The sequence below is a fragment of the Paenibacillus haidiansis genome, from assembly GCF_036553665.1.
Classification (GTDB): Bacteria; Bacillota; Bacilli; order Paenibacillales; family Paenibacillaceae; genus Fontibacillus; species Fontibacillus haidiansis.
The window spans coordinates 1-14,835 of sequence record NZ_JAZHPZ010000014.1 but is presented as its reverse complement, the minus strand read 5'-3'; the positions used below and the strand labels follow the sequence as shown (position 1 = coordinate 14,835).

The following is a 14,835-nucleotide window of genomic DNA, read 5'->3' as shown; positions in this document are numbered from 1 at the left end:
TCGTGATTCTTGCGGCCATGGATCCCTCACCCATTCCTATCTAGGTTTCAATTCCCGCGGTAACCCCTCTCCCTTCTTCTCCTTTTAAGGCGGTCTAATCCCTTTCGCTTTCACTTTTGGGCTCACGTTCAATATTTTGTATTGCCTCCGCTAGTGCTCATCCGCTCATACATCTCAGAGATATTTATACGAAGTAAACAACACACAACTTCCGTAACTTAACCTGTTGTCGATTCGGAACTGCAGCAGTTTTCCTTCTAACATATTTACGCCTAGCCAAGTGTTGAATATGTCAACAGAACAGACCGGGAATGCACATGCCCATCCTTAGCCGGAGTGGGCTTGGTGGCAGGCTTCTTGGTCCTATGGCCTGTCATGGTCCGCTAAAACCCACCATGATTACACAACCATCTTCTATTTTCCCTCTTGTTGTACCAATCGGACGCTGGAATTCATAATGGGGTAAACGTTGGATGTCTAACAGTCCTGTTTAATCGAAACAAACTTATCCTAAATTGAATATGACCCAAGCCGCTCACGGCGGAATTTTGTAAAAGACGAAAGTTGAAGTTTTTGGCCCGTCACGAAAACAAAATGAGGGTACCTCTGCCCTGCAGGAATGGGTCTCGCCTCGCTTGACACAGGAAACTTGGCCGCGTAAGTCGATTACCTGCTAGGCACAAAAAATGAAACACCTTACCCTTTCCGGGATGGAACTATGTATGGCATTGATTAATTATTTAGGCTTTTTTTCGTTGGTAAGAAGATATCCCGTTTTCCGGCCGCTGCACCCGTCAATTGGGCATTGGGACCGGTTACACACATTAGGGTAAAAAGTGGCGCCTTCATCGGCTCCACTTTTTCAAAGCAGTTCTTCAGGCTCGTCCCCTCCTTGAATGTCCCTACAGGCTAGATATAAACTGGTCAAAGCAAAAACAAGCAACAGGAAAGCGGAAAGGTATGCAAGTTGCTTTACCATACTAACGGCTGGAAAGTCATGACGCTAATTTCAAACCTTTTCGGGGATGTAACGGAAAGGTCTACTACATAAAAAGCAGTGGCATTCTAGAACCTTTTGGTTCCAGAGTGCCACTGCTTTTTTAGAAGTGAGCGAGTTTTATTTCCTTTCTTTATAGTATGAAAAGTCCCACGGAGGCGAAAGTCAGGGGCATAGCGTTTTTTGCATTGATGTCTTTTATGAAGGCACTCCATCTTTTTCGGAGCCACCGAACGATCCGAGTCTTACCCTTAAGCGGCAGGCCCATCATTGGATTTAGTAGATGCCTCCTTTTCCCTTTCTTCCGCCATACCCTGAAAGTACTTCGCCCGTTCCAAATGGAAGCTACGCAGTTGTTCTTGATAATGTTGCATTTTCATATGCCATTCGTACATTTGCCGGTAATAAGTGGCATGGTCTTGCGTATACATCGGCATTGCATAGTGTACGAAATGATTCATTGAAATTCCTCCTTAAGAAGATGAACCAATTTTATATTTCCACATTAGTCTATGGAGAAATACCCATAATGCACACGGTGTTTGCCTAGGTGATGGGGGCCCCAGAAAAAAATACATTCGCCTCAAAGTTCGTTAGCCCCATACCTACTCGGTACCAGGGCTTTTAACTTTCACGATGACTGTCATTATACCCTCCTTTTTGAAGTGGGAACCAAAAAATGGCCTTGATGCCGGGGTATATTCCCAAAAGTGGATGGGGAGATTAACTGTGTTCAGAATTATATCAGCGAGGAGTCATTGACGATGAAATGCATTTGGTTCATTTCCTTTCTCGGGTTGTTCAACCGATTAGAGGCCCATCCCGAATGATTAGCGAGGGTCATATGGTGGGTAACCATTCTTTCAACCACGCGAATTCACCTAAATTAAGCGATGTTGATTTTCGGAATCAGGTCACGAAAACACACAAAGTCACAAGGCTCATATCGGGTTGGAGCGGCGAGTGCCTAACAAGCACCATTCAGGTGCTGCCTAATATCAAAAAACTGCGAAACGGCGGTGTTAGGCTGGTGATGACGATTCCTGAACTACTTGATCTTCCGGGGGGGTACTTAGTATGAAAAAATCACAAAGATTATGCGTCAGTACGATTATTTACGCCACACTGGTCCTTTTTTTCCTAACTCCTTTTTACCCCGTCTTGGCGGGGAAACCGTCACAAGAGGAGCAATTTCACGCCCATGAAAGTATAATTTACAACTTGATTGATCATGGTCTCGAGCCGCTGGAAAAACAGAAAATCCATATACGGATTGAACAGAGCGCTAAACTCAATAATGCTAAAAGCATCGACAATCTTTCGGCAACGATTTCAACCGCAGGGGAAGTATTTGGGGAAACGTCGGATTCTTTCTCTGGAATGAAAATCCCAGATGGATTTTCGCACGAAACTAGGGATGCAATGAAGGAAATCCACCTGTTTTTCACGATGGGTTTTAAGGCATTGGAACAAAGCATGGGCTACTTCTCGCAGTATCAGAAAAACCACGATCCCGCGATGCGTGCAGCATACAGCTTAAAATACCAGGAGGGATTCACCCTCATTGATGGGGGGTTAACTTGCCTTGAGACACTAAAACGGGGTCTGTTCCCGGAAGAATTTAAGAACGTTTGGGTTAAAGAACGGCTTTACAATTTGCGATCGAGGTCCATTCCAAATAAGTAGCCATCCGGAATGGACCTTATCTCCTCAAAATCCCCCCTATCCCTGTAAAATCGTGTTCCCAGTTAAATGGCCCGTCTGCTAACCCACGGTGGGCTTTTTATTTGGGAGCTGTTTTGAAAATTATATCCCATCTGTCAGTGAAGGGCGAAGGGAATTCCCAATGATCAGCGAACCGTGTATCGCCCCAAGTATATTGTTATAGCAGATCGACAACAAACCGAGCGGTGAATCACTAGTTCCCCTAGGCTAACACCTTGTTTGGGTTCGTCAAAAAGCGACTACTATCACGATTAGGGTGAAATTGGTGGGATCGCCACGTATTCATGACGGGAACTTAACTTCCTCTTTTGGTATACCCTGTTTTTTTCGATCATTGCGCAATGAAACGAGCCAAAAGCCACTTTTTCCCCCGAGACACTATTCTCGCTTGATTCCATTTCAAAATACAAACTTCGGCATTTTTCTCATAAGTTCGTTTTCCCCTACATATGTTAAGGTTAATCCAATAAGGGAAGAGGTGTGATTTCATGGCGGTTGTCAAAGCAAGAGATCAAGATATCGCCTTGCTAGCAAGACTGCTCCGTGCGGAGGCTGAAGGCGAGGGCCAAAGGGGGATGATGCTTGTAGGGAATGTAGGAATTAATCGTATAATTTCAAATTGCTCTGATTTCAAAGGAATTCGAACGATTCCACAAATGATTTACCAACCCCACGCGTTTGAAGCATTAATTCACGGATACTTTTATCAATCGGCAAGAGACAGAGAAAGACGATTAGCAAGACGAGCGGTAAATGGGGAACGGTTTTGGCCTGCTAAATTTAGCCTGTGGTATTTCAAGCCTTCAGGGAATTGTCCGGAAACTTGGTACAATCAACCGCTTGTAGGGCGTTATAAGAGTCATTGTTTTTATGAGCCAACAGCAGAAACCTGCGAGCATATATATCAAACATACTAAGCGACGGAATGAGAATCTTGGCCATTTTTTGTTTTGTAGCCTTGGGCAAAGCAACCCTTGTTAAGGAACGGAAGGTCTCAGAACTTTGATCAAGCGTCTTTGCCCCCACCCTATGGTAACAACTGGCATAAGCTAAATCTGCCTTCCATCATTAGGTGGGGGCTATTTGATGGCTCATGCTTTTCCTGGAACTACGGATGCTCACTTGTAGAAGATTCCCCAGCACCAATGTTCCGAGCTCCCAATCTTCGTTAGGTCCCTGTGATGTCCTCACGTTGCTTTGAAATGGTTTTAGTAGACCCTAAATTCTGCTTCTGTAATTTGCTCGGGGCCAGAAGCAAAGTTAACCCAAGTTTTCTATTCATGCCATTATTCATTCACAGTGAAATATGTATAGAATTCCGCAAAAAAATGAGCGCAAACAATTAGCGCTCAGAAAGGCCCTTCTAGATCCGTTTCACTTCAAATGCTCTCCACTACAAGTCCGCTCAGCCCATTTTATGTTAACTATCCGTAGGCTTCAATAATTCGGATCTGACTTAATGAAGATGAGCGATTCATCAGATTCCCCAACAGTCTCCACCAGTTCCTGAAGGTTCCTTATTGAAGCCCTAACAAATAACATGCCGCTTTACTTGGGTAGCAGCGACCCCTGCGATCACACTCTTTATGCCGTTGCAGTCACGGGCCGGTCTAATAATTACTCAAGAGCGGAGTAATATATGTTATGCATAATGGCTTGACATGGTTCCTGACAATTCTTGATTATTCCCCTTTCAATCCTTGATTTCCATCCTATTCATGGTTGACTTATATTTCGATGCCATTGCTTGCGAATGAAGCATACTGAATACGGAGTCTCGGGGATACATTTATGACTTCGAATAAAATGGATCCAATTGTTAAAAAATAAGCAAAACTAAAGCACAAGGAAAAGAGCCAGAGGATTAACAATGACACGATTTAAATTTACTTACAAACTCCTTATTTTTCTGCTGATGGCTTTTATGGTTTTCGAAGGAAAGACTTTATATACTTATGCCGATTCCTCCCTGCCCATCGTGGCAGATCAGGGGAGTATCTCCATCGATGTATATCCATCTGACCACCGTTTAGTTGTACGGTCGAAAGATCAGACGATTAAGGAATACACTGTAGCCGTTGGAAATCCAACAACCCCGACCCCAATTGGAGAGTACCAAATCGTGTATAAGGGTAAAAACTGGGGGGCTGCATTTGGTCCACGCTGGCTTGGATTGAATGTCCCTTGGGGAACTTATGGTATACATGGCACGAACAATCCATACTCCATTGGACAACACCTTAGTCACGGATGCATACGTATGCGCAATAACGACGTAAAGGAACTGTTCAATATGATCCCGATCGGAACAAAAGTAACAATTTATGGTCATGTCCTAGGGGACCCCAACCAAGACGCAAGAAACTTGGCTGAGGGAGACGTCGGCGGAGGCGTTCAACTGGTTCAATCAAGATTAAAAAGTGCTGGATACTTTACCGGGGTTTGTAATGGTAAGTTTCGCTCAGATACAACCATAGCCCTAAGAAAATTCCAACGGGATCATCATCTTATTCAAAACGGGGTAGTCTCATCAAAGGTATACGAGGAGCTCGGGCTCATCGAATAATTAGGTAAAACAATGATGTTGAGGATAGGGAGATATTGATCCTTTTACTCAAAAAGCTTACAATACCCTGTTTCATGAATTTTTTGATCCTCTTCCGGTTAGATTATGTTGGTACTGTTCTATAAAGGAGGTGAAAGTGATGACAGTTTCTTCTCAAGTCAAAACAACACTTGCTTCCCTAAAAAGTGCCCAGGCTAGCTTGGAGACTTTTGCTCTTAGCACACAAAACCAGGAAGCGAAAAACCTGTTTACTCAGGCGGCCCAGCAAACTGGCCAGATCGTACAGCAGGTGGAGAGCCGGGTTCAACAGCTAGAAAAAGAAGAACCTCAATACAAAGGGTTTTAGGATGTAATCCTATATTGAAGCGTTGAACTTGAGCTCAGATGTTAGATCTATGTACCAAACGCGGACCCCCCTCATTGGGGGGATAATGTTAATCATTCAAATATGTTAAGGCTTAGCATTTTCAACGGACTCTTCATTTTTTGCAAAATGATCATGAATTCCCTACATATTCCTTACCATCACGCTAAGATTGCATTCTTTACAGATTGCATTTTTTCAGGTCATTGCTCCCAAATTTAGCCTCTTCATGATATTAGACCACAGCACTGCTAAGCCTAAAATAAAATATATGACACCACCTTTGATAACTACCCCACTCCATGAATTTAGACCGTGACTGCAACGGGTAAAGGGTGGATCGCAGAGGCTGCAGCTGCCTAAAAAGCGGCATTTCCAAAGCCAGAAGCGAGAGGCGCCCATGATTCGAGGATCCTCTCCAATAAGTGCTCGCTATGAAATAGCTAGATTCCTCTATAATGCACAAAACTCAATTCTGCGGTGATTGACCGCGTTTTTCCATTCAAATTACCTCTGCATAGGAGAAGCTATTGTGACGGCATCATCTCTACTGATGAAGTCCGACCCACTTATTTCTCTTCTGCTATTTCAAAATAAACAATTTCACATAATCGAATGTGATGCTGTTTTCCATGAACCATAAGAGCTACGTGATCAATAAAAACATCATCCAAGGTACCGACCAATTTGCCAACAGTTGTCGTGATGACAATCATTAAACCTATGTGTTGGATCAAATTCTCAGTAAATTTGGGTTCCACAGGTGTCATGTACATAACATTTTTCGGCAATACCAAAGTTTCCTTGCGCTGTAAATCTTCATTTCGATAATATTTCGAAGCTGGGAATGAGGCATAGGCTTGTGGATAGCCAAAGTACACAAATCTATTCATGTATTTGCATACTCCTTTGTCATAAATTAAAGACACTTCATAACATATGACAAAAACCTATGTGTTGGTTCCAACGAGTAATGACGGCGACATTATAACGTATACTCGATAAAATGTCGGCTGACCCCTTATATCCTGATGCTGATGATATATTTCGAAGTATCTTAGCGTGCGCATTTTTCATAGTGCTGACTTGATTTTATTTTTTAACGTTCGTTTTCCGCGCGGTACCCCTATTAGAAGTAAAATGAAGCTCATATAACTGGGAAGGAGAAGCCTTTTTGTAATAACAGCTAATTCATGAGCGTGCGACTAAAATCAACTGATCGATTCTACAGCCTTTTTTAAATCATCATAACCTGGTGTAGTGTAAATCATGGTCATTTCAATGTTGGGGGTTCCGTCTTCTTTGAATGCCCAATGAGCATAGCTACCACATCTAAAGGAACCGGCGGATCTGAAGTAACAAGGTCGTGTCCAAAGGTGTGTCTCAGGGCATGACACGTACGGGCCCGGTATTTTTCGATCAAATGCTGAATTGCTCGTGTCGTACATTTATCCGATCGTTGGCTGACAAATACATACGGGGCTGCACGCAATACCCGCCTATCAAAATTACTGGATATGACTTAAGCGGTAAAGTCGTATATGTATCTGGCTCACTTGATTAGTACCTTCACCACATAACTTTTTGGAGCGCTTAAGGGCTCATGAAAACCATGAATATGCGGTTGCCTGCTACGTTGCTATCCAACGAATCGACTGGAAGAATTGTAACAATCCAATCATGGCGAGATCAGTTATTAAGGAATGGATAAGGACTTTTGCGCATCCCCGTCAGTTTCGAGTACTTCGAAGCTAACTACGGTTTTCGTGTCAGGTTGTCCATCAATGAACCGTGTTCCTGGATTAGATGCCGTGATGCGTTCAATAAGAAATGTTCGAGGAAAATAGCTTTTTCCATCGTCTTCTTTTTCAATACCTAGATGCAAATAAACCCCTTCAAGCTGATTGTAGAGCAACAATTCGCATTGGACACTACTCCCAGGTACTGGATTAAACTTAATCATTATTGTTGCGGAATTAAGAAGATTGGGAAGAAGATAAAAGTAAAGCATCTTATCTTTTTTACTATTGAACTCGGCCTTCCCGGCTTTGTCTTTGAGGTGTTTAAAGTTGAGCGATCCATTCTTTATATTATCCCATCCAAGACGGCCTTTGTACTCTTTGTGTTTCGACCAATGTAAAGCTTTTTGAACAATGCTTTCGATGCCAAGAAGGTGGCAAAAACGGTGGGGCTCGAATTTGAGTCTAATCTGCTCTCCTGAAGAGAGATTGTAGATATATGTATTTGGGCTAAGTTGGGTTTCGTAAAACTGCTGCAGAAGAGGCAAGTCAATTTGATTTATTGTTGGTTTTACCTGGAGCGCAAGTAAGCCGGGCAAATCTAGCAAAGCCATAGGTAGTCCCCTTAAATAAAAATAATAAAGCTCTGATGACTTTCATCATCAGAGCTGACAGTTTTAAAAAAATAGAGACAGCCAAATCCTCGACTACACGGTATTTTTTAACGTCCCCCCGGCGGAGAATCCAGAGCTGTCGTTCCGGATGGCTTGCGCCCTTACGTTTACTATAGTCTATTTTACAGCAGATTATGCTTATAGTCAATGGGTTTTCCTTCTTCTAAGTGGGGGAAGTCCTTTGCATGACCGTCATATGACGGTCATTGAAGTTGTCCGAGCTGTGGCTCAACCACGCGGTCGGATAATCGATGGAATCGAGGAACAAAAATAAAGGGTACTCAACCATCACCGCCGTGAGCAGTGATTTTCAAAACAATGAAGACCACTTAAAAACTGCCTTACAGCCACTGGAGAGAACTCTCACTGCCCCCATCGGCATATCGGAAAATGTCCGTTCCACCCCGTTGGAGCGAGTGGTCATGATTTTCTCCATTTGTACGTTTTGTTTGGTTTCAAGATATCGTGGTTGAAAGGACTAGGCTCCGCTCACACTGCGCAAGACCGGTTCGAATAACGTCCACTCGTACCCTACCACAATTTTTCTCCTTTTAGTCCCTTATCGCATCGAACATATATTTTTTTCAATAAATAGAAGAAATTGTCTTTAGGTCAACGAATATATAAGTACCTAGCGCTGGGTAAAAGAAAAAACTAGTTTCCCCAAACTAGTCATTAAAAAAGCATATATATTGGAGGTAAACAATGAAAAGATTACTGGCAATGGGAATCGCGTTCATGTTTATGTTTGCTTTAGCATTCTATCCTTCAAATAACACTTATGCCTTATCAGCTCATGGAAAAATTTCTTGGTACAATGGCGTAGGAAAAACCGTTGATTATGGTAATGGTAACTACCACATTTTAGGTAACTATGATTGTGCAACTAAAATTGGATTTGATAACCCACCCAACGGAACGCAGATCCTGGTGAAAAATCTGGATAATGGTAAAGTGGCTGCACTGGAAAAGTGGGATACTGGATCCTTGGGGGGATCAAGCTCCTCGGTTATTTTAGATATTATGCCCTATGTTTTTGAGCAAGTACTCGGTGCAAACCTGATTAATGGCTACATCTATAATGGTTATTACTCTTACAGCAGCTAAAAATACTGGCGTAGTATAGACTATACAGAAGTAGAGAGAATTATTCTCTTTACTTCTGTTTTTAAAAGGCGGAAAATAGATGTGAAAAGAGCTATATTATATACTATTTTTTGTTTATTTCTCTTAGCATGTGCTGCTAGGTTTATATTGGATAAGGGTAGCGCGAAGCAATTAAGTAGCGACAAGTTACTGATCACATTCACTAGCCAAGAACTTAAAGTTACATATATTAATTTTTTTAAGGGGAAAAATCATGTTGTATATACCAAAAGTGCGGCGGACTACCCAACTGCTGCCTTGACAGGGAATAATAAGAACTTATTTTTTACTGATTTTGATTCTAATCATCAACGCAGCTTTTTAAAATCAATCTTGAAAATAAGGATAAGCAACAGTTAACAACAGACTTTTCTTCTATTGATTATTTGAAATTAGACGAAGAACGAGAGAAGATTTACATGCGTGTTTTATTAAATGGAGACCGGAATTTCCATATCGCCGTATATGACTTAAAATCGAAGGAAATGAACGTTTGGAATAGCGATGAAAAAGATACGAGTGTCAAAAATTTTAGTGTAAGTCCAAATGGAAATGTGTACGTTCCTAGCTTTTCTGAAACAGAGTCGCATCAAAATATAGAAGATTTTAATCAAAATCAGGGACCATTTAAACCATATACGTTCAGCATTTACAATCCAAATGGGTTTAAATTAAAGAATGTAGGGTTTATTCGAAAACATATCCAAGACTTTTCAGTTAATTCAAATGGAAGTAAAATCATATTTTCAGTAAAATGAGAAGCCAGAGATGATGCCAATTTTTTAATTTATGAAATGAACACTAACAATGGAGCTATTAACCCGATACTCTCATCATCCAGTAAGGAACTTTTGAGCCTCCAACAACATTTCCTCTTCAGACGACAGATTTATTTATTTTATTGGAGTACCTCAGAAGTATAATGTTCTTCAAGATGATCATGGAACAAAAGCTAAGCAAAGAAATCTTTATCGGTATGATACAATTGAGGATAAAATTCAAAAAATATGGTCAAAGGATAAAGGGATTATTAACAACTTTTCAGTGGCTTCAATGAGGGACAGTTAAAAATTATTGTTTAAATAAAACCGGTATCACCATATCGATCAATTTATCCACTGGAAATAACTTCGAAGAAATTCTTTGATACGACCTATGCTGCAGATCGCTGTACATTCAACCTGACCAAACACTTTTGCTGTTGTGCTTGGCCAATCCGATCTCTTTTGGCCGCGTGGCCACTCCCACCTTACAGGCTTCACATAAAAACGAAAAAGCCGCCGGCTGATGCCTAGCGACTGCAAAGGGACATTATGGTAAAATGGGTGGGCGACAACGGACACCCTCTTTTTTGTGACTTTTCCCGGGAATTGGGAAAGTCATTTTTTTTCAAAGGTGTATCCTATCATTCTGATACTTCGATACGGTTTTTTCTTGATTCTCCTCATTCCACAGTTTAATGAGCTGTAGAATATGATTTCGCCCTTCCTCATTAAATCCAACGTAGATAGCCGGAACCCATCCGCCGTGATCGTGAGGATCATCCTTTTCACCAGGACGAAGTTTTTCACGACATTCAGCGCAATAACTGCAATTATCGATCCCAAGATAATGCACTGTTTCGAATGGCTTAAATAACCTGTAACAGTTTCCGCAGTCTTTCCTACCTGCTATCCGTCTAATCATGCCATATACACGCTCCTTAATTCAAGGCTACCCCCGGTACTCCCAAAACAAACCTTTAGAAGGGGTAGTACCAGCGTAGCTGTCACCAAGGGCAAAGTAGATGTAAATTAAATGGGAAATTTATTGATAACCTCGTTATATTCCTGCTGGGCATCGGTGATTGCAAGCTTCGAATAGATTTCCAATGACTTCCGGCTTTCATGACCGGAGTACGGTTGTATGAGCGCGTCATCGATGCCCTGCTTTTTGAGCCAGGTCAACAGAAAATGACGCAGCTTGTGTGGCGACAGGTTTTGAGCAAGTTTAGCTTCCTCCGAATATTTGGCCAAAATCTTCCGTATTCCCCGATCCGTGTACTTTTTCTTCCACGATGATTCAAATAAATAGACCGCATGTTTTTTCTTCAAAGTATTCGAGTAAATGACTGAACAATCCTGCCCCGTTTATTCAGTGATGCACGCTGAAACTCAAAAAAAACGATGGATCGGTTCCATCGTTCGCGATCTCATAACCCGGAAGGACAAGCAAGTATATCCATTTGCTCTCGATTTTGACTCCGTTCGTCCTGGATCAATTGACATAACGTTCTCGCCAATATACGTCCAGCCGTTCTTGGGGCGACCAATCCCGGTAAACTTGGTGCCAACAAGGCCTTGATTCCACGTTTTTCGGCAAAACGAAAATCGGTCCCACCTGGTTTGGAAGCCAAATCAATAATAATAGCGTGATGCGGAATACGGGTCAACACACGAGAAGTAAGGATTTGCTCCGGAACCGTGTTAAAAATAATATCCACATTTACGCCTTCATCGTACAAATCTTTCGTATAAAACGGCTCAATCCCCATCTCCCATGCACGTGCAAACTGCTCCGGTTTCAGAACCCCCGCTTTGACGTGTGCTCCCAGGCGGTGAAGCATGCCGGCTAACGTAAGACCGATTCTCCCCAAACCCAGCACCATACAACGCGAACCATGTATGGTAATGTCCGTATGTTGAATGGCCATCAATAAGGCGCCTTCCGCAGTGGGAATGGAATTGTATATGGCAACATCGTCCCTGCTGAATAATTCAATCAGATCTATTCCTAGTTCTACGCAAAGGTTCCTCAAGTAAGACTTGGCTATGCCAGTACAGACTTTTGCGTGTTTCGGCAAGGAAGACATATATTCCTTGTTCAGCAATAACGTTTCAGATGAAAATGAAGACTCTACTCTGCCATGGTCGTCTGTACCGACAACCGGTAATATCAATACATCAGCATTGCGAAGCACCTCCCTCGTAAGCTTGGAATGCTGAACTTCAAGAAGTTGTTCGTGCAAATCTTCATAACCGATTACCACAACATTTGCATCCAGGTCTGTGAATGACCGAATGATTTCAAGATGTCGGGCATCGCCTCCAAGGAAAACAATATGCAGACCCGTTAACAAAAAATCCCCCTACTTTCCTTAAGTATGGATTTAAAATTAACTAACCTCGTTTACCATCTTTAAAAGCGCATCTGCTCCTTTCATCCCAGGGCAAATTCCGCGTAATTCCGCCTCTGTGGTCACCATATCGAGTGGGGCATCCAGCAATTGCTCTATTGTTCGTACCCCGGTTGCGCGTCCTGCCACAATGCGGCGATCGTTTAATTTCTCATTTAACAAACGAATATCAAGCGCTCCGCACATGATATATCCGTGATCGGTTGTGATGGCCAGAAGTGTTGTTTTGGGCAGGGCGACCTCGATACTTATAACCTGATGACCTTCAACTTCAATCGGTTTCATCATGATCATCTATGATGCAGCTCCTTTTTTTCTACACTATATGCCGGGCGTGATATTTGCACCATAGACTGTTGCCCAAATTCGATATTACTTGTATTCGTTGGAGGCGCCTTCTCCCCTTTCGCCATATACATGTGTAATTGGACTTCGATTCAATTCCATGTAATTTTTGAGATTTATAACAAAGGAGATAACAAACGCGCTGCTTGATCAAGCATGCGCTCGGAAGAGGTACGATGCATATGATCTTCCAAACGATATGGAGTAGCCTCGGCGAGATCCCGTTCGAATTGTTCCGTAAGCTCCCGGGCCACATCAGAATGATACATCACTGCACACACTTCGTAGTTTAAACGGTAACTACGGAGATCGTAGTTGGAAGAACCCACTTCGGCAATCTCGCCATCGATAATCATGACTTTCGCGTGCAGCACCCCTTTGTTGTACTGAAACACATCGATCCCTGCTTCCACGAGTTCGCCATAATACGTACGGCTTGCAGCTCCTGCAACTTTAGGAATCACTTGGCGCGGCACCAGTAATCTCACTCGAACGCCACGCGCCGCGGCTGTTTTGATGGCCATCATGATATCCGCATCGGGTATAAAATAAGGGTTGGTCACGTCGATGGTTCGGGTCGCCTGCGTCAGGCAGATGAAATGCATTTCCCGAATGACCGGAGTAGGCAGCCCGGGATTGCCTTCGAATATCTGTATATAGACGTTATGCGAATCCTTGGATGGGGAAGCTTTTCCCATGTGGGTGCCTTCCATCGTTCCCAGCTCCGATCCCCATTCCCATCCGTATCCGGATCGTTCTGTTTTGCCGGATGGAAATGGATGAATGGCTTTATCGTCTGAAAGTTGAGCCGATTCAGGGATAAATTTTGCCTTTCTCGTTGAATGGAGCATGTCCGGTGACGCCATTTTCCAGTGAGCCTCAAAAACGGCTTTCACATCATCCGCTGTTTCGCCGGTTAACCGCATATGAGTGTCGCGCCAAAAACCGACATCCGGCTTCATTCCGGTATACTCGTCCCCAACGTTGATTCCTCCCATGAAGGCTTCCTTTCCGTCGACGATGACGATCTTGCAATGATCCCGGTATGTCAAGTTGGATAGTACCCAGGGGAATCGCAAGGGAAAGATGGTCCTGCATTCAATGCCTGCTTCCATCATCCGGCGAACCGTATGTTTGGGAAATGACCGGCTTCCCCAGCCATCCCTTATAAAACGAATGTTCACACCGGATAAAGCCCGGTCAATCAGCACATCTGTGATACGTTTACCGATATGGTCATTCCGGTATATGTAATATTCCAGATCGATTGTCTTTTGTGCGGCCTGAATTGATTGAAGGAGTTTTCCGTAGGTTTCCATTCCGTTCGTGAGGATTTGGACGTAACTGGTTCGAAGGCCACTGACAGACAAAGGTTGCAAAGCCCGAGCGATAACAAAAGCGGAGTCACCACATGCTGGAGGCAACGCTATCGGGTTATTGTGCGAAGAAACGAGCTTGTCCCGCCGCATTTGCACAGGATTCGTGACGAACAGGTAACAAACGAATCCGATAATCGGTAATACAAGTCCGACTGATATCCAAGTCAACGCTTTGGCGGGGCGGCGCACCTCCCGAACCGCAATAATGATCAATAGTGCCGTATTTACTAGCCATAATCCTGCTATCCATGCCAAGAAAATCAGCCTCCCAATCCAGTCATCTACGAGGGAATAAAGGGACAGCCATGCCGAGAAGAGATCGGCATGGCCTTTTTTAGAAACCTTTATACTGCGGTTCTTCCTGTTCAATTTGTTGTAACCGTGGAGTGACCTGGTCAATAATGTTTTGTGTCTGTTGCGCTGCATTTGTGAACGTGGTTTTGGCCTGCTGGTTTTGTGTATTTAACGCAAACTGTTCAAAGCTGGCCTGCGCGCTTTTTAATGAAGCTACAGCTGTTTTCACTTGAGAAGCTACCGTCATGTTGATCACCTCCTGAAATGGCATCCGTATGTAATATGTCAACCCGTCAGAAAAATAATGAATGGTAAAATTTGATGATTGGCTATTGTCAGGGGTTAGAGTCTTCCTGAAAAGACTTACCGCAATCTATGCCCTTCTTGGCAATGCTTGAAGCCAGCAAGTACAGCCCAACATAGATAGGAAA

Annotated in this window: 17 protein-coding genes; 8 read left to right on the top strand and 9 right to left on the bottom strand. The window is 43.0% G+C overall.

The window, feature by feature from the left end:
* Nucleotides 1–1,248 precede the first annotated feature (1,248 nt).
* Entirely contained in the window at nucleotides 1,249–1,458 is a 210-nt protein-coding gene (locus tag V3851_RS20985; RefSeq protein ID WP_128630823.1) for a hypothetical protein, read from the bottom strand.
* A 308-nt stretch (nucleotides 1,459–1,766) separates the two neighbouring features.
* Between V3851_RS20985 and V3851_RS27015 the strand changes: the two genes are divergently transcribed.
* From V3851_RS27015 to V3851_RS20965, 5 genes are all read left to right on the top strand, one after another.
* Entirely contained in the window at nucleotides 1,767–2,078 is a 312-nt protein-coding gene (locus V3851_RS27015; RefSeq protein WP_414859340.1) for a polysaccharide deacetylase family protein, read from the top strand.
* A complete protein-coding gene (locus V3851_RS20980; RefSeq protein WP_128630824.1) occupies nucleotides 2,075–2,683 on the top strand; it encodes a hypothetical protein in 609 nt (202 codons plus the stop codon). Before V3851_RS27015 ends, V3851_RS20980 begins: the two co-directional genes overlap by 4 nt.
* A 527-nt stretch (nucleotides 2,684–3,210) precedes the next feature.
* A complete protein-coding gene (locus V3851_RS20975) occupies nucleotides 3,211–3,639 on the top strand; it encodes a cell wall hydrolase (RefSeq protein ID WP_128630825.1) in 429 nt (142 codons plus the stop codon).
* 998 nt (nucleotides 3,640–4,637) lie between these two features.
* Entirely contained in the window at nucleotides 4,638–5,288 is a 651-nt protein-coding gene (locus V3851_RS20970) for a L,D-transpeptidase family protein (RefSeq protein WP_246061910.1), read from the top strand.
* Between the two features lie 139 nt (nucleotides 5,289–5,427).
* Nucleotides 5,428–5,634, top strand: coding sequence for a DUF1657 domain-containing protein (locus V3851_RS20965; protein ID WP_128630827.1), 207 nt, complete (start codon nucleotides 5,428–5,430; stop codon nucleotides 5,632–5,634).
* A 587-nt stretch (nucleotides 5,635–6,221) separates the two neighbouring features.
* Here V3851_RS20965 and V3851_RS20960 read toward each other — a convergent pair.
* The 3 genes from V3851_RS20960 to V3851_RS20955 all read right to left on the bottom strand — a co-directional run bounded on the left by V3851_RS20960 (nucleotide 6,222) and on the right by V3851_RS20955 (nucleotide 8,005).
* On the bottom strand, nucleotides 6,222–6,545 hold the full coding sequence (locus V3851_RS20960) for a DUF2642 domain-containing protein (RefSeq protein WP_128630828.1): 324 nt from the start codon (nucleotides 6,543–6,545) through the stop codon (nucleotides 6,222–6,224).
* A 380-nt stretch (nucleotides 6,546–6,925) separates the two neighbouring features.
* Nucleotides 6,926–7,144, bottom strand: a complete 219-nt coding sequence (locus V3851_RS27010; protein ID WP_178075801.1) for a tyrosine-type recombinase/integrase — start codon at nucleotides 7,142–7,144, stop codon at nucleotides 6,926–6,928.
* A 204-nt stretch (nucleotides 7,145–7,348) separates the two neighbouring features.
* The gene (locus V3851_RS20955) at nucleotides 7,349–8,005 is read right to left on the bottom strand and encodes a PBECR4 domain-containing protein (RefSeq protein WP_128630829.1); all 657 of its coding nucleotides are present in this window, start codon (nucleotides 8,003–8,005) and stop codon (nucleotides 7,349–7,351) included.
* A 765-nt stretch (nucleotides 8,006–8,770) separates the two neighbouring features.
* Between V3851_RS20955 and V3851_RS20950 the strand changes: the two genes are divergently transcribed.
* The 3 genes from V3851_RS20950 to V3851_RS20940 all read left to right on the top strand — a co-directional run bounded on the left by V3851_RS20950 (nucleotide 8,771) and on the right by V3851_RS20940 (nucleotide 9,969).
* The gene (locus V3851_RS20950; RefSeq protein ID WP_128630830.1) at nucleotides 8,771–9,172 is read left to right on the top strand and encodes an RlpA-like double-psi beta-barrel domain-containing protein; all 402 of its coding nucleotides are present in this window, start codon (nucleotides 8,771–8,773) and stop codon (nucleotides 9,170–9,172) included.
* An 81-nt stretch (nucleotides 9,173–9,253) separates the two neighbouring features.
* Nucleotides 9,254–9,571 (top strand): hypothetical protein, encoded by a 318-nt coding sequence (locus tag V3851_RS20945; protein WP_128630831.1) that lies wholly within the window; start codon nucleotides 9,254–9,256, stop codon nucleotides 9,569–9,571.
* A gap of 59 nt (nucleotides 9,572–9,630) precedes the next feature.
* A complete protein-coding gene (locus V3851_RS20940) occupies nucleotides 9,631–9,969 on the top strand; it encodes a hypothetical protein (RefSeq protein ID WP_128630832.1) in 339 nt (112 codons plus the stop codon).
* 1,035 nt (nucleotides 9,970–11,004) lie between these two features.
* On the opposite strand, the gene V3851_RS20935 is transcribed toward V3851_RS20940, so the two are convergent.
* The 5 genes from V3851_RS20935 to V3851_RS20915 all read right to left on the bottom strand — a co-directional run bounded on the left by V3851_RS20935 (nucleotide 11,005) and on the right by V3851_RS20915 (nucleotide 14,651).
* Nucleotides 11,005–11,304: a tyrosine-type recombinase/integrase gene (locus V3851_RS20935; protein ID WP_246061417.1), complete on the bottom strand. Its 300-nt coding sequence runs from the start codon at nucleotides 11,302–11,304 to the stop codon at nucleotides 11,005–11,007.
* A 98-nt stretch (nucleotides 11,305–11,402) separates the two neighbouring features.
* Nucleotides 11,403–12,329, bottom strand: coding sequence for a dipicolinate synthase subunit DpsA (dpsA, locus tag V3851_RS20930; protein ID WP_331848511.1), 927 nt, complete (start codon nucleotides 12,327–12,329; stop codon nucleotides 11,403–11,405).
* Between the two features lie 36 nt (nucleotides 12,330–12,365).
* Nucleotides 12,366–12,680: a YunC family protein gene (locus V3851_RS20925; RefSeq protein ID WP_021624005.1), complete on the bottom strand. Its 315-nt coding sequence runs from the start codon at nucleotides 12,678–12,680 to the stop codon at nucleotides 12,366–12,368.
* A 167-nt stretch (nucleotides 12,681–12,847) separates the two neighbouring features.
* Nucleotides 12,848–14,365: a phospholipase D-like domain-containing protein gene (locus tag V3851_RS20920; protein ID WP_331846715.1), complete on the bottom strand. Its 1,518-nt coding sequence runs from the start codon at nucleotides 14,363–14,365 to the stop codon at nucleotides 12,848–12,850.
* Nucleotides 14,366–14,444: 79 nt separating this feature from the next.
* A complete protein-coding gene (locus tag V3851_RS20915) occupies nucleotides 14,445–14,651 on the bottom strand; it encodes a DUF1657 domain-containing protein (RefSeq protein WP_029197844.1) in 207 nt (68 codons plus the stop codon).
* Between the last annotated feature and the right edge of the window lie 184 nt (nucleotides 14,652–14,835).